The following is an 18906-nucleotide window of genomic DNA, read 5'->3' on the forward strand; positions in this document are numbered from 1 at the left end:
CATGAAGGTTTTGCTTATCGAAGACGATATGACCCTGGGACCCGGACTGAAGACAGGGCTGGAAAAGGCTGGCTTTTTCACCGAATGGACGACCAGTCTCGAGGCGGCTGAAGTCATGCTCGATCACGCAAGCTTTGACGCGCTACTGCTCGATCTGAGCCTGCCGGATGGCGATGGCATGAGTCTGCTCAAACGCCTGCGCCGGGCACGGCAGGCGATTCCCATCATGGTGGTCACCGCCAGAAGCCATCGCGAGGCCCGGATCGAGGGACTTGACGAAGGCGCTGATGACTATGTGACGAAACCCTATGACCTCGATGAACTGGTGGCGCGTTTAAGGGCGGTCGTACGCCGCTCCTTTGGGCAGTCCAGTGATAGGCTGCGGTTCGGCGCGTTCGAGCTTGATATCAAGGGGCGGGTCGTCACCCGCGAGTCGATACGCATTCCGCTGAAAGGGCGAGAGATCAGGGTGCTGTCGATCCTGGCCCAGCGTGCCGGCCGATGGGTGTCAAAGGCGGATATCGAGAACACGATCTACGAAGATGGAAAAGGTATCGAAAGCAATACGGTTGAAACGGCTGTCTATGCCCTGCGCAAGAAACTGGGATTGGGCGCCATCATTACCGCGCGCGGTCTTGGCTACATGGTGAGCCGTTGATGTCCAAGGTCGAATGGCTACATATTCCCCGCCTGGCACTGACCCCGCGATCCTTGACCCGCACCCTGTTTATACGCATGACCGCAGTCATGGTGTTTGGCGCTCTCGTCATCGCCCTTGTGGCCGAAACAACCGTCTCGTCCAAAATCGACCAGGTCTTCGATCAGCAACTGGTGCTCGGGGCCAATCTGCTGGTCAACCTCATGCGCGACGAATTGCAGGATATGCGCAAAACCGCCGGAAACGACGTGATGGAGGTCGACGACATGCCTCTGTTGTCCGCCGAAGATCGCGAGGCGTTCGACGTCTATGCGAACTGGCGCATGTTCCGCATCTGGTATCATGGGAAACTCAGGCTGAAGTCCGACACCGGCCCTGACCTGGCCGTGCCGCTGGCGGCATCAAGCTCGACCTTTCAGATCGTCCATTTTCATGGCGAACCCTGGCGCATCTATACCCTCAGCGCCCTCGACGGTGATCCGATCGTTCAGGTGGGCGAACGCTTGCAGGTGCGTCATGACCTGGTAAGCAAGATAGCCTTGCAACTGGCCGCACCGTTCATCCTCATCGCGCTCCTGCTGCTGCTGGTCATATGGGTGAGCCTGCGCACAGGTCTGAAGGACCTGGACAATTTCAGCGCCTTCCTGTCGCATACCCGCACTCAGCCGCCCTTCACCGCCCTCAAGACGGAGAGCTGGCCCTCGGAACTCTCGGACCTCGTAGGTGTGATCAATGGCCTGTTCCAGCGTATCGAGGACGGGATGCGGCACGAACGTAAATTTGTGGACATGGCGGCCCATCAATTACGCACACCCCTGGCCGGACTGAGCCTGGAGGCGCAACTGTGCGCCAGAACCAGAGAACCGGCGGAGTTGACAGAGCGCCTCGCCAAGCTGACGGCTGCTACTCAGCGTATCGCCAAACTGGTCGATCAACTGCTGAGTTTGTCCCGCCTGAGCGGCCTTCCAGCCGAGCCGGAGCGAGAAGCCTCGTGCAAGACGGCCATCAGTTTCATTCTCACTGATCTGGCGCCCATCATGGCTAAAAACGGCATAGATATCGCCATCGAAGGGACCGACTTCGCCTACAGGGGGGCCGATACGGCTTTTAGCCTTGTCCTGTCAAACCTGCTGGAAAACGCCATGGGCCACACCCCCCATGAAGGCGAGGTCACCATTACGCTTCACCCGCCGACGCCGACCAAGGACGCAATCATCGAGATCAGCGATGAAGGACCCGGCATGAATGCGCATGACAAGGCCTTGGCCTTCGATCGCTTCTGGCGCGGCAATAGGTCCCACCTTCAGGGCTCGGGACTGGGTCTGGCCATCGCGCGTGAAGCGGCCGAAAACCTTGGTGCCCGGCTGACCCTTCTGGATCGCCCCGATGGCAAATCCGGACTGGTCGCGCGCCTGGATTTGACAGCCGCCGTCGCCCTACCCTAGCCAGGACACAAAAAGACCTTCTTCGGATCAGTTCCAGATCAGCTTCGCCTGATAGCCATCGTGACTGTAAGCACGGGGACAGGTCTATGCGCATCTACTGCGATTTCGACGGCACCATCACCAAGACGGATACGACCGATCATATCCTGGAACGACTGGCCGGGCCAAGCTGGCTTGACCTTGAAGACGACTGGTTGTCGGGACGGCTTACAGCAGCGCAGTGTATGCGCGGCCAGATTGCGCTGATCGACGCCGACCAGGCCACGCTCGATGCCGTGCTCGACAGCCTTGAGATTCGAGAGGGGTTCGCGGATTTCGTCGCCTGGGCGGCCGAACACCATAGGCCGCTTTCGATCATAAGCGACGGCGTGGACTATTTCATCAAGCGCATCCTGCGACGTCATGGCCTTGGCCATATTCCCATCTTCAGCAACCATCTCGTCATAAATGCCGCCCGCTATCATCTTGAACAACCCTTGGCGCGCGCAGGCTGCGCCTCAGGATCGGGCGTCTGCAAGTGCAGCATCGTGGCGGCGCAACCGACGGCCCCGACGACGGTTTTTATTGGTGATGGCCGCTCCGACTTCTGCGTCAGCCATCGCGCGAACCTCGTGTTCGCGCGTGACAAGCTGGCCACCTACGCAACCGAACGCGGACAGGCGTTCATACCTTTCAATGATTTCCGCGACGTTCAGCGTGCCTTGTCCACGCATCTGATGAACGCCGCCGTCAGCGCTAACGGATAATAATCATGTACGACGAAGTCACGACGCCCACCTCCCCGCTCCCAACCGAGACCGAACTGCGCGCGCTCGAAGCCGCCTATTGCTCCTACGGTGATACGGTCCACTACATGGATGATCCGCGCTTTTTCACAGGCTGCGAGGGTTCCTACATGTTCGACGCGGCGGGCATTCCCTACCTTGATCTTCAGATGTGGTATTCTGCGGTCAATTTTGGCTATCGCAATCCGCGCCTGAATGCCGTGGCCCATCGTCAACTGGACACCCTCCCCCAGGTCGCCTCGCAATACCTGCATCGCGAAAAGGTCGAGCTCGCGGCGCTGATCGCGCGCGACATGGAGCGCAAGTTCGGGGAAAAGGGTCGCGTCCATTTCAATGTCGGCGGGGCGCAGGCCGTCGAAGATTCCCTGAAGCTGGTGCGCAATGCGTCCGGCGGCAAGAGCCTGATGTTTGCCTTCGAAGGCGGATACCACGGCCGCACGCTCGGCGCCTCAGCCATCACTTCGTCCTATCGCTACCGCCGCCGCTTCGGTCACTTCGGCGACCGCGCCCAATTCGTCGAATTCCCGTATCATTTCCGCGGCCCTAAGGGCATGTCCAAGGAGGAATACGGCCACGTCTGCGTGCAGAAGTTCAAGCGCCTGTTTGAAACCGAATATAATGGCGTGCTCGATATCAAGACGGGGCAGTGCGAGTATGCCGCCTTTTACGTGGAACCAATCCAGGGGACCGGTGGCTATGTCGTACCACCCCTCAACTTCTTTAAAGAGCTCAAGGACGTTCTCGATCAGCACGGCATTTTGCTCGTCGTCGATGAAATTCAGATGGGTGTGTACCGTACGGGCAAGTTGTGGGCGATCGAACATTTTGGCGTCACGCCTGACGTTCTGGTCTTCGGAAAGGCCATCACCAACGGGCTCAATCCATTGTCTGGGGTCTGGGCGAAAGAAGGCCTGATCAATCCTGGCATCTTCCCGCCGGGCTCAACACACTCCACCTTCAACGCCAATCCGATGGGAACCGCCGTCGCACTCGAAACGCTTCGCATGGTGTCCGAAGGCGATTTCGGTGCCCGGGTGATGAAAAAGGGTGCCTATTTCCTTGAGGCCCTGAAGGATCTGCAAAAACGCTGGCCACAGATTGGTGACGTCGATGGACTGGGCCTCGCCCTGCGCTGCGAAATCTGCGAGGCCGACGGTTTCACACCGAACAAAGCGCTGCTCGATGACATGGAAGCCGCCGGCCTGAAGGGCGATATCGATATCGACGGCAAAAAGTACGGCCTTATCCTGGACGTGGGCGGATACTACAAGAACGTCATCACCCTGGCACCGTCCCTCGAAATTACCGAAGACGAAATCGATCTGGCCATCAGGCTGATCGACGCGCTGCTGCGCCGTTGCGTGAAGGGCTGATCCAGGATGTCGGTTGCCTTGCTCGATCTGGACGACGCGTTTGAGGATCAGGCGCCTTTCGTAGAGGCGGCGTCAAATGACGGACTGACACGTCTCGATCTGCGCGATATCGGGCCTGGCCTGCGACTGTGGGCGCGACCCACCGCACTTGAAGGTCTGCGCTCACGGCTAGCTGCCGGGTTAGGATCGGGCCCAAGGCTCGTTTTCATGGGCTCCGGCGACTTCCATCACGTCTCCACCCTGCTGATCGAACGCGCCGTTTGCCTGGCGCCGGAACGCCCGATGAGCGTCATACATTTTGACAATCATCCGGACTGGGTGCGCTTTTCGCCGGGCCTGCATTGCGGGTCCTGGGCGGCAAAAGTCGCCCGGCTGAGTGGCGTAAGGCAGGTTCTAACGATCGGTCTCTGTAGTCAGGACGTCGACGACGACGGCCGCAAGGGGGCTGATCTCACCGTTGTGCGCGAGGGGTTGCTTATACCTTTCCCCTTGCGTGCAGGTAACAAGGAAGAGCGGGTCATTGCGGGGCGTCCTGTCCCCTCAATCGAGGCCCTCGGTGATCCGCTTTTCCTTGACCGTATCCAAACCCTCACCGGGAACGACGATCTTTACATCACGATCGACAAGGATGTGCTTTCGCCATTCGATGCGAACACCAACTGGGATCAGGGCGAGCTGCGCCTGGACCGCCTGCTGGGCTGGATCGAGAGGATGACGCAGGGCAAGCGACTGCGCGGGGCCGACGTGACCGGTGATGCGTCGAAACCTGTGTACGGGCCGGGCGCGTTCGCGGCCTTGCGTAAATGGGGCGAGGCCAGCCTGGATCAGCCGATGTGGAAGCCTCTGTCTGTAGACGCCCATTACCGCAACAGCCTTACCAACCGAGCCTTGAGCGCCCTTATCCACCCGCGCGTCATGCGTTACGCGGCATGAGCGCCTGGCCTTTGATTTTGCTCTGTGTGGTCATCGAGATCGCCCTGGAACTTTGCTATAAGGTCGCCGCCAACCGGGCCGCGGGGATCGACGATCATTTCCTGACCGCGCTCAAACAGCCCCTGGCCTGGCTCGGCATGGCGCTCTGGCTTGCCGAGACCCTGATCTGGGTGCGCGTTCTGGAGACGACCGCGCTCAGCGTGGCCTATCCGATCATGAGCCTGGTCTATCTCGGAATCCCGATGGCGAGCGCATGGGTCCTGAAAGAGCGCCTGTCGTTGCAACATGCGCTGGCGTCCGGCCTGATCGCGTCAGGCGTCGCGCTCATTGCCTTGGCGGGGACTACGGCATGAGCCCGCTGGACATCACCCTTCGCAAACAACATCGCAAGGCCGTCATATTGGTGCACGGCCTGACCGGCGCTCCGGACGAGATGCGGTATCTGGCCAAGAAGCTGTCCGACCACGGCTACGATGTCTACGTCCCCCTGTTGTCAGGTCACGGCGGCGCCTATGCCAATGTTATCAGGACGGGCTGGCGCGACTGGCTCCAGACACTCACACTTTGCTACGACCGGATCGCGCCTGACTATGACCATATACATGTCGCAGGCATTTGTGTCGGCGGGATGTTGGGCTTGATGCTCGCCAGCCAGCGAACTTTGAGTTCCTGCACCGTCTATTCGGCGGTCTTCGAGTTCGACGGCTGGTCCATGCCACGCCACTATGCGATCCTGCGCGCGGCCTGGCCGCTGATCTATCTCCTCCCCCCCGTCGGCTCTATCATCATCCCTGAAACCTATCCCTTTGGCCTGAAGGATGAGCGCCTGCGCACGCTGGCGGCCACATCCCAAGACAGCCTGATCAAGGGCGCACTGGACGGTATGCCGCTGAAATCCATCGCCGATATGTACCGTCTGGGGCGGGCCGTTCTCGATATCGCTCCCACCCTGAACACCCCAACCCTCATCATTCATGCCGAGGAAGACGAAATCGGCAGCGTGAAAAATGCCCACAGACTTAAATCCGCACTCGGCCCGCAGGCCCGGCTGGCGATTCTGAACGACAGCTATCACATGATCCATGTCGATCGTGAGCGCTCGAAAGTCGTGGCGCTTACGCTTGAAGCCCTGGGCTACGCATCAGAAGCGTTGGACTGCGCGCACCCCGGATACCGGGTCTATGCTTGAGGGTCGCATCCTCGACAGTCTTGCCGCGATTCCGCCGGCCGATTGGGATGCCTGTTTTGGCGACCCTCTGGAAGGTCACGCCTATCATCTGGCGATCGAAACAGCCGCTCTGAAGGGGTTCACCTTCTTCTACGTGGCTGTCTATGATCACGCTCGACTGGTCGGCGCGGCGCCGGCCTTCTTGACGCAGTACGACCTCGCGACCACGATCGACAACCTGCACCTGGGCAGGGCGATTAAGCAGGTTCAAAACCTTATTCCGGGCTTTCTTCGTGTCCGTCTGGCGGCCCTGGGTTCGCCGTGCACCGAACACGTCATGCTGGGCGTATCCGAACCCGGCCGAACCTATGCCATCGTCGATTGCCTGCTGCGTACATTTGAGGCCGGCGCCAAGGCCCGCGGGGGCCGTCTTCTGGCTATCAAGGACCTGAGCGACGAGGCGCCCAAAGAATGGGCCGCCTGTATCGAGGATCTGGGGTATGGCTTTGTTACCGGCCTTCCGTCAAGCGAACTCAGGATCGACTTTGAGAGCACGGATGCTTACCTGTCGCGCCTGACGCCGGGCACACGAAGAGATATGCGCCGCAAGCTGAGGTCGCGCGAGCACCTGCGTTGTGAAGATGTAACCTCTCTGCGTGCTTACGCGCCGCGCGTCATGGCGCTCTATGAAGACACCCTGGCACGCGCTGACATGACGCTCGAGGAACTCTCATTCGACTATTTCGAGTCTGTGCTGTCCCTTATGCCGAATCAGGCGATCTGCCGACTCTATTTCCATGGCGAGACCCTGCTGGCCGTCAACCTCCTGCTCCATGACCAGAATACGCTTCTCGACAAGTATTTCCTGATGGCGCCGGAAGGTCGCGCTTACAATCTCTATTTCGTGTCCTGGTTCGACAATGTGGCCTTGTGTCTCGAGAGGGGTTTGAGACGTTTCCAGACCGGCCAGGCGGCCTATGCCAACAAGCTTCGCCTGGGCGTGGACCTGATAGGCACCCGTATGGCTTTCAAGCATAAAAATGGCCTCCTATCGTTTGGACTGCGCCTCATCGCCCCGCTGGTTTCCGCCGATCTGAGTCCGGAGGCCCTGCGAAATGAGTGACAAACCTCTTCATTCCGGTAGCAAGGCCAGCTATGTCCTGGTTGCGCTCATAGCCGCGCAGACGGCCTGCACGGTGGCATATCACAGCCTGGCCAAGGGGCTCGCGATCAACCTCGGCACTGACTTGCTGCCATTTGCCAGTATTGTCGTTGATGTGCGGTTCTGGTGCCTCGTCGGGGTTGAGGGCGGAAGCCTTGTCCTGTGGATGCTCATTCTGGCGAGAATCGATCTGGCGCGGGCCTTCCCCCTCACGGCGCTGAGCTACATCCTGATCATCGCGGTCGGGCATTTCGTTTACAACGAAAGGGTATCACCTATCGAATGTGTGGGATCGCTGCTCATACTTGCCGGTATATTGCTTCTGGCTCAGGCCGATAAGAAGAAGCCATCATGATCGTGGCCATGCCGGACTATTCGACGGCGCCGGCCGGCATAACAATATCCAGTGCGGTGGACCATGGGCCGGGGACCACCTCTGGACTGCCTATCCCGCAAGACATGGCGATCGACATCGGTGTTGTCTTGCGTGATCGTCCGGCCCATATCGGTGCCAAGACCTCGCTTCACGAACTATACCCCGTCGTCGAGATCACCAGGAACCGTTGGCAGATCAGCCTGGATGACGGCGGCAAATATTCAGCCGCTACTCTGGGGCCGGTGACGGTCGGTCCGGTTCTTGAATATCGGCAGTCCTTCAATGATCACCTGCCCAGCGGCGCCCATCATATGCCCGACGCGTTTGAGACCGGCGGCTTCGCCGTCTATAAGACGCCTCTGGGCGATGTCGAAGCCCGCCTGCGCAAGGCGATCAACAGCTATCAGGGATGGTCGGGCGACCTGTCCTTTGACACGGGCGGCCACATCACGCCCACGACGGGTGTCGGGCTCGAAATACGCGCTGGTTGGGCCGACAACAGCTTTTCCAACCAGTTTTTTGGCCTGAGGCCACGGGCGGCGTATCATGTCAGCCTGCCCCGGTTCCTTCCCAACAACTACTATACATTGGGGGCCGAACTCACGGCAGGCCACAAGATCACGCCCACGACGACCGCGTTCATTCAGTCCAGCCTGGACCGCGTCTACGGCGAGGCATGGCGCAGCCCGATCCTGAAAACCAGAGACGTCTTCGTGCTGAGTCTCGGCCTGACCTGGCATCTTGGCCGTCATTCGCCCGACAGCATTTAGGATGGTTATCAGGACAAACACCCGCCCCTGTCCTCTGCGTCCCTAAATGACAATCGCAACATTCAGCTTGAACGTGACGTCCTGCATGTTGACTAGCCTGCGCGAGGTATGCGGTATTTTGCCAGATATGCCTCATGCGTCGGCATCTGCCGTACCGCGTCGATCATGGCCTCGCGCATGGATTCGACGCTTGCCATGACGTCTGCGGGTGGCAAATTGGCCACCACTGGATCGTAGGCCCTTGGATTGATATTCTGCCCAAGGAAAACCGCAACCCAGCTCGGCCGCGAGAAAAGCTCATCCTCATGTCTAAAGGCGCGACCGCCTTCGCGGAACAGGGCGATCTTGTGCTTCAGAGTATCGGGAATGGACATGTTGCGGCAGTAGTTCCAGAAGGGGCTGTCTGCTCTTTCCGTCGCCGCGTAGTGCAGGATGATGAAATCCCGGACCTGCTCAAATTCCGTGCGCATATGGCGGTTATATTCATCGCGGAAAACATTGGGCAAAGACGCATTGGGAAATAACGAAATGAAGCGGCTAACGCCTTCCTGAATCAGATAGATCGAGGTCGATTCCAGAGGTTCGAGGAACCCGGCGGAAAGCCCGATGGCGATACAGTTCTTATCCCAGAAGGCCTGACGATGGCCTGTGGTAAACCGGATAACCCGTGGCGATGCCAAAGCTTCGCCATCGAGGCCGGACAGCAGGACCGAGGCCGCCTCGTCGTCGGACATAAAGTCGCGGCAATAGATGTGCCCGTTGCCCGTCCGGGTCTGGGTGGGTATGCGCCATTGCCAGCCGGAGGTCTTCGCCGTTGCGCGGGTATAGGGTATCAAGGGACCCGTGTGGCTGGACGGTACGGCCTGAGCGGTATTGCACGGCAGCCAGTGACTCCAGTCGACATAGCCAATCCCCAGAGTCTGGCCCAGCAACAGAGATCTGAAACCGGAGCAGTCGAAGAAAAACTCCCCTGCTACCGATTGGCCATCTTCCAGCTTGAGCTCGGTGATATGCCCGGTTTCCGGCGCCTGAACGACCGCCTTGATCTTCCCCTCTATCCGGCGGACGCCACGCTTTTCAGCATAGGTGCGCAAATATCGCGCGTAGAGGCTGGCGTCGAAATGATAGGCGTAGCGGATGTGCGAACGTATCGAACGCGGGTTCGGATCCGGATGAACGAACTTGCCATGGCGGGCGGCCACGGCACACAGGCTGTAATCATCGATCGGGTGCGAATTCCCGGCGGTCTGGCTGTGCAGCCAGAACTGGTGAAAGTCGAAGCCGTTCATGTCGACGCCGTGACCGCTGAACGGATGGATATACCGGTCGCCCTGGCGCCCCCAGTCGATAAACTCAATGCCGAGTTTGAAGGTGGCGTTGGTGGCTCGGATAAAGTCAGCCTCATCGATGCCGAGCATCTGGTTGAAGTTGAGTATGTCAGGGATCGTCGCTTCGCCGACCCCAACGATCCCGATTTCATCGGACTCGATAAGGGTAATCGTGACATCCTTGGGCGCCAGAAGACTGGAAAGCGCAGCCGCGGTCATCCATCCCGCTGATCCGCCACCGACAATAACGATCTCTTTCAAGGGGGGGATCATGGATCAGGAACTTTTCTGTCTTAGGAATGGCTTCAGTCTGGCCATGTAGGCGTGATGGCTGGGAAGGGCCGCAACGGTCGTTTCGATTTGCCGCTTCAGGTCCGAAAGGTACGCCTCCACCTGGGCTGCAGGCGTCTGGTCCGCCAGGCGATCACCGCGAAGGGGACGGCGGCCCATACCATAATGCAGGACAACCCAATCCTCAGGTGTAAACGGCTCCAGATCGTAGGACACCAGAACCCCTCGGCTCAAAAACTGGGTGAGTTTACGATCAAGCCTGGGATCCGCCGGCTGCGGAGAGGCTGCCTGCCAGTAGGCCGATCCGGCAACCGGTGTCGTGGCGAAAAAGGCCTGCCGGAATAGCTCGGCGTGCTGGTAATCGTTGTCGAACTGCCGGTTAAATTCGCGGCGTTCCATCGCCATGTCACAAGACAGAGGGATCAGCGATATCAGGCGCTCGATATCGCGCTGAAGACAGACCATCGGCGAAGGCGTCAGGGGCTCGATCGTCGCCGCCGCCTGCCCTATGGCAACGCAGTTGCCGACCCATGCCTGGGATCTGCGTCCAAAAGCTGCCTTTGCGCTTACCTCGGGTGCATCCCTGTGTGCTCTGAGAGCCGGGGCCTCGTCGCTTTCCGCGAAGAGGGTCAGCTTTGTGGAGGCGCCCTGCAGCGGCGTGATCGACTGCCATCCGAATGCCTGCCCGGTCACCGTCCGCACCGCGGGGCCAAGCGTGCTTTCAGGCGTTCGGGTCATGACCGCGCCCAGTTGCCGCTCTCCGGTCAGCGTGGCACCAAGACGGCTTAGCAACGCGGCTTCGGGGCCGGTGCAATCCACAAACATGTCCGCTAAGAGGGTGCGGCCGTCAGACAGGTGCAAGGCCGCCACACCTTCCGAATCCGTGTCTATGTCAGTGATCTCGGCCTGGATGACAACGAGACGCGATGTGTCCGTGGCGCAAGCCAACAGGTCACGATAGGACCGCACATCCAGTTGATAGCCGTATTCGGCCCTGCTGAGAGGATGAGCCGCCTGTTCGGGTGGGTGCGCAAACGCGCCCCGCTTCGCCGCGGCCGCCGACACCAGATAAGGTTCAAGGCCCTCATGGCCCATGCGCGCCAGATACTGATGGAACGGCACGCCGCCCAGAACAGGCAAGGGTTGTTGAAAGCCTTGAACCCACGCCTGGGCGTCCCCGCCCCAGCCCTGATAGTGTGTCCCGAAGGAAAACGCGGCGTCGCTTTCGAGAAGCAGCCGGGGTTCACTAACCTCTAGGGAGAGGTTGAAATTATAGGCGATCGGGGTGGTCACGCTCCCATAGAAGATGTCCTGCGCCGGCGCTTCACGGGTGACGACGTGGGTCAGTTTGCAGGTTTCCGGCAAGTGCCGTGATAGTGCCGCGGCTGTCATGTAACCGGCAAGTCCGCCCCCGCAGACAACGATATGAAGAAAGGGCATTTCGTGGAGGGATGTCGACATCGCGCTAACCCACGCCTGCGGTGAGCGGCGCCTGGTGTGAGGCGCCTCCGACCTGGCGTAGGAATGCCGCGTGATCTGGCGTTCGTTGTGCCGCCGCCAGCACGGCCTCACGCAGCCGCCGGCTTTCCGCCCTAAGCCTGTCTTCTGGTATCTTCAACGTCCGTGGATCATAACCGCGCGGAATCAGGTTTTGCCCCAGCAGAACCGCCAGCCAACTTGGGGGCAGGAAGGTGCCGAACTCATATTTAATGATATGGCCGCGCGTCATCCAGGCACTGATCTTTTCTTCGAGGCTGGCGGGCAAGGCCAGATTCTGGAAATGCAGCCACAACTCCCCGTCGTCACGCTGATTAGCGACGTAGTGCAGCAGCAGGAAGTCCCGCACCCGCTCGAAGGCCAGGCCCATCCGCTCATTATACTCATCGGCGTCGGCGCTGTGGAAGCCTGTATCGGGGAAGAGTTGCAGGAGCTCGGTAATCCCCTCCTGTATCAGGTGGATGGAGGTCGATTCAAGCGGCTCCAGGAAACCCGCAGCCAGGCCGATGGCGACGACATTGCGGTTCCAGAATTTACGGCGACGGCCCGTGGTGAAAAAGAGCTGGCGCGGTGAGGCCAGGGCCGGCCCTTCGAGATGTCCAAGCAACTGGGTGGTGGCTTCGTCATCCGAGATAAAGCTGCTGCAATAGACATGGCCATTGCCGACACGATGCTGCAGCGGGATACGCCACTGCCAGCCTGCTTCGCGCGCCGTAGCCCGGGTAAACGGCATCAAAGGACCGCGAGATTCGCAAGGGACGGCGATCGCCCGATTGCACGGCAACCAGTTGCTCCAGTCGTCGTACCCGGTTTTCAGCGTCTGTTCGATCAGCACACCGCGAAAACCTGAGCAGTCGACAAACAGCTCCGCCATGGCGGTCTTGCCGTTATCAAGAACCAGGGAACGCACGAATCCGGTCTCAGGGTCGCAAACCGTCGTGGCGACCTTGCCTTCCGTCCGGATGACGCCGCTGGCTTCGGCATAGCGCCGAAGGAACTGCGCATAACGCGACGAGTCGAACTGATAGGCATAGCCGAAGCCCGCCTGGATCGCATCAGGATCGCCTCCGGGTCGCTGGAAACGTCCCATTTCGGCGGCAATAATGGGGTAAGAGTAGTCATCGAGCCGCGCGGTTTCGCCCAGTTGCCGCAGCCGTAACCACGCCTGATAGAAGGGAATATTATCGACCGGCCGGCCGTAATCGCCGAACGGATGGATATAGCGGTCGCCTGGCCTGCCCCAGTCACAGAATTCAATCCCGAGCTTAAAGGTCGCCTCGGTCTCCTTCATGAAGGTCGCTTCGTCGATGTTCAAGGCTTCATTGAATTTCCGGATCAGCGGCAGCGTGGCTTCGCCAACACCGACCGTGCCGATTTCCTCGGACTCGACCAGCTCGATCCGGACCGGCAGCCCCCGCAGCTTATGGGCAAGCGCTGCCGCCGTCATCCACCCTGCAGTGCCACCGCCTAAAATGCAGATATTTTTTATAGCCTCCGAACGCTGCGGCATTCCAAATCCCGATCTAACTGCCAAAACTCTATCTAACTGCCAGAACTCTATCTAACTGAAAGCCCCGTCTCGCCGATTTTGCCCAATGCCCTCAGCGCAGGCACCCAATTTTCATCAGCGCATCAGCCGCTGCCTTTGGACAATTGGATAAAAACGTTTGCCGTCAGTCGTCCCGTCCGAGGATCGTCACTGTAAGTGAAGTCCGGCGAAAAGTAGGCTGAGTGAAGCAGACATCCCGGGTAGATGACAAGGCGATTAAAACACCCTTCAACCTGGAACAGCTCTTCGTAGTGCATATGCGAGCCCCCCTCTGAACTTACGCGGGAGGGCGGATAGGCAGCAAGTTCTGCTTGCACCAAGCGGCGAAGCTCAGGGACAGACTCATGGCCTACCTGTTCAAGATCACTTGCGACATGGCGGTAGAATGCCGTGCCGGTGCGAGGGACGTGATGCAAATGAAGCATGATGGCCAGGTAATTCGGGTCATCCCAGTCGTAATGGGGAATGCGTTGCTTTGGACTCATGTCTTCCGGCCGTGTCGTGACCAGGGAAAAACTAGCTTCGAAAACCCTGAAATTGTCCGCACCATAGTGGCTTTGGATGAGAGGCCCCGCCCCTTTCAAAATATCCATGACGTAGGACGAGGCCTTGTCCCCCGGCCCTATCTGGTGACGCTTGCCCGGATAGGCCGTCCTGCCTTCCGGAGGAAAGGCGGGCAGAGCGGCCGCCGCATCCACAGCGTCCTGGGCATGGGTCAAAAAGTCGTCAATGACGATGACCTTTGATTTCGAACGCCCGACTTCATGTACCTCGACTTCCATTGGACCTACCCTAATATTCAATGTGCACTGCAGGCAGGCTTTTTTCGAGGCTATATTATTTTGACGGTCCAACAGGCGCTGGAGACGTCGCCGGGAAAATTTCCGGCTGATGATCCAGCCCTGGAAACGAGGCCTTATCGCCTGATCCCAGCTCGACCACCAGGATCGTCTGGCGCACCCGACGCGGCTGCCAGCGCTCCAGCACATTGTTCGGCACGGCTTCTCCACCGAAGGTGCCGGTGTTATTTTGAGAATTGGTGCTCGGCGCGCCCGAGACCGGCGCCGACGTGCCCGCGCCCGCGCCCGAGCCCATAAAATTGCCCGCGCGCATTTGCAGATCGTCGGCGACGCCAGCCTGAACCATGCGATTGGTGGTCGTCAGCACGGCGAACCATTCCTGATGCTGCTCAGCAGCAAGATCGGCGGCGCGCTTCATGGCATATTCGGCGATCTCGCGGTTGGACTGACCAGCCTCCCCGGTATAACCGACGGTCCAGAAGCCGCCGTCCTCAAGCACATTGAAATAGCCAGACGCCCCCGGCTTTTCAGCGGCCTTATAGTCCTTCGCCTCGGCGCCTGAAACGGCGACCACCGCGACACATGCGGCGACGACAAGTGAAAACCTCTTCATGGTAACCTCACGGATCAAACAAAAACGCGCGGACAAAAAAGGGTGGGATAACCTCTATCCCACCCTTCTCTCTCAGACTGGATCAGTAGATGTAGCGCAAGCCAACCACGATCCGACGATCATTCTTGATGGCGAAGCGCGGAAGCGTATGCCCAGCCGCATCGACCTGCATGACCGCTTTCGTGGTCGTATCGAGCAGGTTCTCAGCCGAAGTGTGCAGTTGCAGATGCTCGTTGACATTCCACTTCAACGATCCATCCAGGAAACCCGTCGGCTCGTTATATGTCGGGTTACCCGTCATGTAGTCGCCTTTAACAATCAGGTACCGGCTGCGCCAGGAATAGGCCAGACGGGCTTCGAACTTGTCATCCTGATAGATGCCGACGAGGTTCGCGAGGTATTTGGACTGACCGAACAGGTCGGTGATGTTGAAACGGCAGGGTTCGCCGTTATTTGTACAGGACTTATCCGGACTCGTGCTGGCGTCGATGTAGGTGAAGTTCGCCTGCGCGCCCAGGTGAGAGAAAATACCCGGCAGGAAATCATAGAACTGCTGATAGGCGAGTTCCACACCACTCACATCCACCTTCTGGGTGTTCATCTGACCACTATAGGTGATCGGTACGGTCTTTCCATCCAGCGTGACGCTGCCAAGGCTTTCAGAGCCGCCCTGAATGACGTCCTGCAGCTTCTTCGTGAACACTGCCGTTGTGATATTTCCGCTTGGAAAATACCACTCGTAGGAGAGATCGAAGTTGTCCGACGTCGTCGGTCTCAGGCGCGGGTTGCCACCGCCAACATTAATCGCTGTGAGGGTCACATTCTGGAACCCATCATTACATGTCTCCGGCTGGCCGATGGCCACGCAATGCCCGGCCGGCCACTGCACGGTCGTCGTGCCGGCGCTGTAGTTATTGAAAGCGCGCAGATCCGCAATATTGGGTCGCGTCAGGTTTTGGCTCGCGCCAAAACGGATCAGCATGTCCTCATTCAGATTCCATTTGATGTTGAATGACGGCAAGACGTGTGTATCGCCCTTGCTATAGTTGATCGGCTGTGCAGCGCCCTGAAGGTAGGCAGCCGTTCCCGGCAGGAATTCCTGCGGGCTGTTGTGCGAACAGGCATAGGGTGTCGTGACCACATCGTTGTCATCCTTGCCGGGTGTGCATGTCGCATCCGCAGCGAAGGGAACAAAGACAAGATTACCCGACGATTGCAGATCGGTCTTCGCATAACGAACGCCGAAATTGCCCTCCAACGACTGGCCGTTGCCGAGATCATGATCGAAGTCCAACTGAACATAGAAGTTGGTCGTCTTTTCGGTAATCTCCGAATGGTTATCCGACGGGAACATCGGCACGCGCGGCGCCCAGCCCGCGTCGCGAACGATACCCGTCCCCGGAGCCGAATTGTCTTTGAAGAACTGCGCCATCTTGTCATAATTCAGCAAATAATCCCGGCTGATATAGACAAACTTGGTGTTGTTGCCCTGAACGAGACCGCCGCGGAAGAAGTCCTTGTAGTCGTCAACTTCGGTCATACCCGCCGGCAGAGCGCTGAATGGTGTTGCTCCATCGCCGGACCAGGGGGGCGCCACGCCGGCCCAGTTCTGATTGGCGGTATCGTTGGTTTGGTTACGCTCGGAATAGCGGGCTCCGAACTTGATGTCCTTGAACCACGAATGGTCCGCGAAGTCATAGGACATGTCGGCGCGCAGCGCGAAGAGATCGCCATCGCCTTTTTGCTCGTTATCGGCGTTGAACAGCCACCAATAGACGCCCGGATCACCCGTATTGTCAGACGCGAGCGTCTGAGCCAAGCCCGACTTCACATTGACAATCTGGTTGCCACGCGGATCCATATGGAACTTGAGAGATCCATTGTCGAGGTCGGCCACCTCATCAACCATAAAGTGAGTTTGGCCACCCGCCCACACTTCAGTCTGAGCCGCGGTCGCCTTGGTGTATTGCGCGTCAAGGGTGAGGTGCAACTGGCTGCTGAAATTGTGCTTCAGATTGATGCTGAAGTCCTCGGTCTTGGAGTTATCGACCACGCCACGGCCCAGCGTATTGATGCCGTATCCATACGCGCCACCGTCGATTCCGGCACCGTTGATGGTACCGGCCGTCATCAACTGGCCGATGCCGATCGGCTGGCTACAGCCGCCTTGAGTAATGTCGAAGCCGATATTACAGAGCGCTACGGTGCCGCTGTAGGGCCGGGTAACGATATTTGTGAGTATCGTGTTGTTGGGTGTGTTCGCATCTGGCAAATGCTCAACGGTATGCTCGACGGTTTCTGTTCCGTTTTCAACATTGATATACTTGATCAGAATGCTCGTCGTGTCGTTCCGCCATTGCCCCGCGAGATAATAGCTGGTGCGCTCGCGGTCCTGCTCATTGTGACGCATCTGGAAGACCGTCTGCGTGCCGATAACATCACTGACAGGCACACCCGTAAACTTGCCCGGCCCTATCGCCTCAACCGCGCCGACATCAACCTTCGGAACGGGCGCGCCAATCTGCCAATCATTGATATTCGATTTAAGCTTGGAATGGGAATAAGACCCCATCAAGCCAAATTCGCCAGCGCCCGTTTGCCAGCGATTGCTCGCGATGACGCTATAAGAGGGCGACCATTCTTTGCGCAGGTCGGCGTAGGTGCCGTCTACGCTGACGGAAAACAAGGAACCCTTACGGTCGAACGGGGCGAGCGTGCGCAAATTTATCGTACCGCCGGCGCCGCCTTCGATCAGTTCAGCCGATGCGTTCTTGTAAACATCCACGCCGCCGACGAGTTCGGGAGGGATGGACGACCAGTCGAGAGCGCGGCCGCCGTTGGCGGTGAACTGGTCGCGGCCGTTGAATTCAGAACGAACGAACGACAGGCCGCGAATCAGATTGCCGGAGCCTTCGGCCGAGGGGAAGTCACCGCTCGCGCCGCCGGCGCCGCCGGTGTTGTACTGCGGCAAGATGGAATAGCGCGATACAGATACGCCTGGAATACGGCCCAGCGCTTCCGCCACATTGGTATCTGGCAGTGCTCCGACATCAGACGCGGTGATGGAGTCGACGAAGGTGTCCGACTTGCGCTTGATCTGCGCCGCCGTTTCGAGCGACCTGCGAATGCCGGTAACGACGACGACCGTACCATCGGTGGTCGCGGCGGCATCATCCGCAGGGGCTTCCTTGGTGGCGGGCGCCGTCTGAGCCATCGCTGACGAACACAGCAGAGCGGCCGCCAGTGCGGTCGATCCTAGCAGCGCCCGACCGCGGCCTGACCGACGTCCGAAACCGTCGGAATTTTGGGCATAGTTGTCCCTTGTAGATTTCATTGTGTTTAGCTCCCTGTCTCGTGTGGCGTGTGGCCCCGAGTTAATTTTATATTCTCTCGCCGCAAAGCAAGAGCCGTCCGTTAGACAGTATTATGGTATCGCTAACAATTGGAGATCCGCGCCTTGCCGGTCCCCGCCAGTTAGACATGACGACGTTATGATAGCGGTCACTTTATTTCAAGCATAAAGTCGGACATATTTTTGATAAAATGTCCGGCGTTGCCCGATTGCGACATTTTTGCGTTCATATAAAAAATTCAATTTTATAAAATGCTACCGCAAGATAATACGCGGCGCGGTCTACAGAAATTCCATTTCTGCACGTTTTATTCAATAAATGTATATGCTTATCCGAATATCTAAAGAAAAATATCCTGCGAAAAGAGGGCGGCTGTGCAATTCCCAAGTGATTTTGAAAATAACTTTTTCTAATGGAATATTTTTTGTCCTCATATATGTCTGAGTATTGCAGCGCTGAAATTGCATAAATCTTCGAGGTCAATCAGAGGTGGACCTTGATTCAGAGCGGGTTTGCACCGGTGGTGCAAGTAGGCGGTGTGCCACCTGTAAGTCGATCGTGTCCCGGTACGTGGTGTAACTGAGCGCCTGGCTTCAGTGTTTTCCGAACAGGTCCGGGTTTGTCGTCAGTTGGCCACTGCTGGCATGCTGAGTAGTGGATCATCGCTCACTTGGGCGATGGTTTCAAGGGTGATATAGCGTCCGCGTTGAACCGCCCATTCATCGTTTTGTTCGAGCAGGATTGCGCCGACCAGTCTGATGATGGCGTCATCGTTGGGGAAGATGCCCACGACGTCGCATCGGCG

At 58.5% G+C, this 18906-nt stretch carries 17 protein-coding genes; 10 read left to right on the plus strand and 7 right to left on the minus strand.

Features of this window, described 5'->3' with window-relative positions:
* Nucleotide 1: 1 nt before the first annotated feature.
* From B060_RS0119075 to B060_RS0119120, 10 genes are all read left to right on the plus strand, one after another.
* Nucleotides 2-658 carry a response regulator transcription factor gene (locus B060_RS0119075; protein WP_018083408.1) on the plus strand — a complete coding sequence of 219 codons (657 nt, stop codon included), beginning with the start codon at nt 2-4 and terminating at the stop codon, nt 656-658.
* A complete protein-coding gene (locus B060_RS0119080; protein WP_018083409.1) occupies nt 658-2103 on the plus strand; it encodes a sensor histidine kinase in 1446 nt (481 codons plus the stop codon). The genes B060_RS0119075 and B060_RS0119080 overlap by 1 nt, the downstream gene beginning before the upstream one ends.
* An 86-nt stretch (nt 2104-2189) precedes the next feature.
* Complete coding sequence (locus B060_RS0119085; RefSeq protein ID WP_018083410.1) at nt 2190-2849, plus strand: MtnX-like HAD-IB family phosphatase; 660 nt, start codon at nt 2190-2192, stop codon at nt 2847-2849.
* Between the two features lie 5 nt (nt 2850-2854).
* Nucleotides 2855-4261, plus strand: coding sequence for an aspartate aminotransferase family protein (locus B060_RS0119090; protein ID WP_018083411.1), 1407 nt, complete (start codon nt 2855-2857; stop codon nt 4259-4261).
* A 6-nt stretch (nt 4262-4267) separates the two neighbouring features.
* Complete coding sequence (locus tag B060_RS0119095; RefSeq protein WP_018083412.1) at nt 4268-5194, plus strand: arginase family protein; 927 nt, start codon at nt 4268-4270, stop codon at nt 5192-5194.
* Nucleotides 5191-5547 (plus strand): DMT family transporter, encoded by a 357-nt coding sequence (locus B060_RS0119100; protein WP_018083413.1) that lies wholly within the window; start codon nt 5191-5193, stop codon nt 5545-5547. The genes B060_RS0119095 and B060_RS0119100 overlap by 4 nt, the downstream gene beginning before the upstream one ends.
* Nucleotides 5544-6383 carry an alpha/beta hydrolase gene (locus B060_RS25245; protein ID WP_018083414.1) on the plus strand — a complete coding sequence of 280 codons (840 nt, stop codon included), beginning with the start codon at nt 5544-5546 and terminating at the stop codon, nt 6381-6383. The genes B060_RS0119100 and B060_RS25245 overlap by 4 nt, the downstream gene beginning before the upstream one ends.
* Nucleotides 6376-7485 carry a GNAT family N-acetyltransferase gene (locus B060_RS0119110; RefSeq protein WP_018083415.1) on the plus strand — a complete coding sequence of 370 codons (1110 nt, stop codon included), beginning with the start codon at nt 6376-6378 and terminating at the stop codon, nt 7483-7485. The genes B060_RS25245 and B060_RS0119110 overlap by 8 nt, the downstream gene beginning before the upstream one ends.
* Nucleotides 7478-7879, plus strand: coding sequence for an EamA family transporter (locus B060_RS26285; RefSeq protein ID WP_018083416.1), 402 nt, complete (start codon nt 7478-7480; stop codon nt 7877-7879). Before B060_RS0119110 ends, B060_RS26285 begins: the two co-directional genes overlap by 8 nt.
* Complete coding sequence (locus B060_RS0119120) at nt 7876-8670, plus strand: MipA/OmpV family protein (RefSeq protein ID WP_018083417.1); 795 nt, start codon at nt 7876-7878, stop codon at nt 8668-8670. Before B060_RS26285 ends, B060_RS0119120 begins: the two co-directional genes overlap by 4 nt.
* Before the next feature lie 92 nt (nt 8671-8762).
* Here the strand turns inward: B060_RS0119120 and B060_RS0119125 are convergent, their stop codons facing one another.
* The 7 genes from B060_RS0119125 to B060_RS0119155 all read right to left on the minus strand — a co-directional run.
* Entirely contained in the window at nt 8763-10271 is a 1509-nt protein-coding gene (locus B060_RS0119125) for a tryptophan halogenase family protein (RefSeq protein WP_031221059.1), read from the minus strand.
* 3 nt (nt 10272-10274) lie between these two features.
* The gene (locus B060_RS0119130; protein WP_236621659.1) at nt 10275-11750 is read right to left on the minus strand and encodes a tryptophan 7-halogenase; all 1476 of its coding nucleotides are present in this window, start codon (nt 11748-11750) and stop codon (nt 10275-10277) included.
* A gap of 4 nt (nt 11751-11754) precedes the next feature.
* Entirely contained in the window at nt 11755-13296 is a 1542-nt protein-coding gene (locus B060_RS0119135; RefSeq protein ID WP_035423505.1) for a tryptophan halogenase family protein, read from the minus strand.
* A 122-nt stretch (nt 13297-13418) separates the two neighbouring features.
* Nucleotides 13419-14117 (minus strand): DUF6445 family protein, encoded by a 699-nt coding sequence (locus tag B060_RS0119140; RefSeq protein ID WP_018083421.1) that lies wholly within the window; start codon nt 14115-14117, stop codon nt 13419-13421.
* 55 nt (nt 14118-14172) lie between these two features.
* A complete protein-coding gene (locus B060_RS0119145) occupies nt 14173-14748 on the minus strand; it encodes a CC0125/CC1285 family lipoprotein (RefSeq protein ID WP_026172987.1) in 576 nt (191 codons plus the stop codon).
* A gap of 82 nt (nt 14749-14830) precedes the next feature.
* Nucleotides 14831-18082: a TonB-dependent receptor gene (locus B060_RS0119150; protein WP_026172988.1), complete on the minus strand. Its 3252-nt coding sequence runs from the start codon at nt 18080-18082 to the stop codon at nt 14831-14833.
* A gap of 644 nt (nt 18083-18726) precedes the next feature.
* On the minus strand, nt 18727-18906 hold a 180-nt coding region (locus tag B060_RS0119155; protein ID WP_018083424.1), incomplete at its 5' end, for a transposase.

Origin of the sequence: Asticcacaulis benevestitus DSM 16100 = ATCC BAA-896 (assembly GCF_000376105.1) — a bacterium.
Classification (GTDB): domain Bacteria; phylum Pseudomonadota; class Alphaproteobacteria; order Caulobacterales; family Caulobacteraceae; genus Asticcacaulis; species Asticcacaulis benevestitus.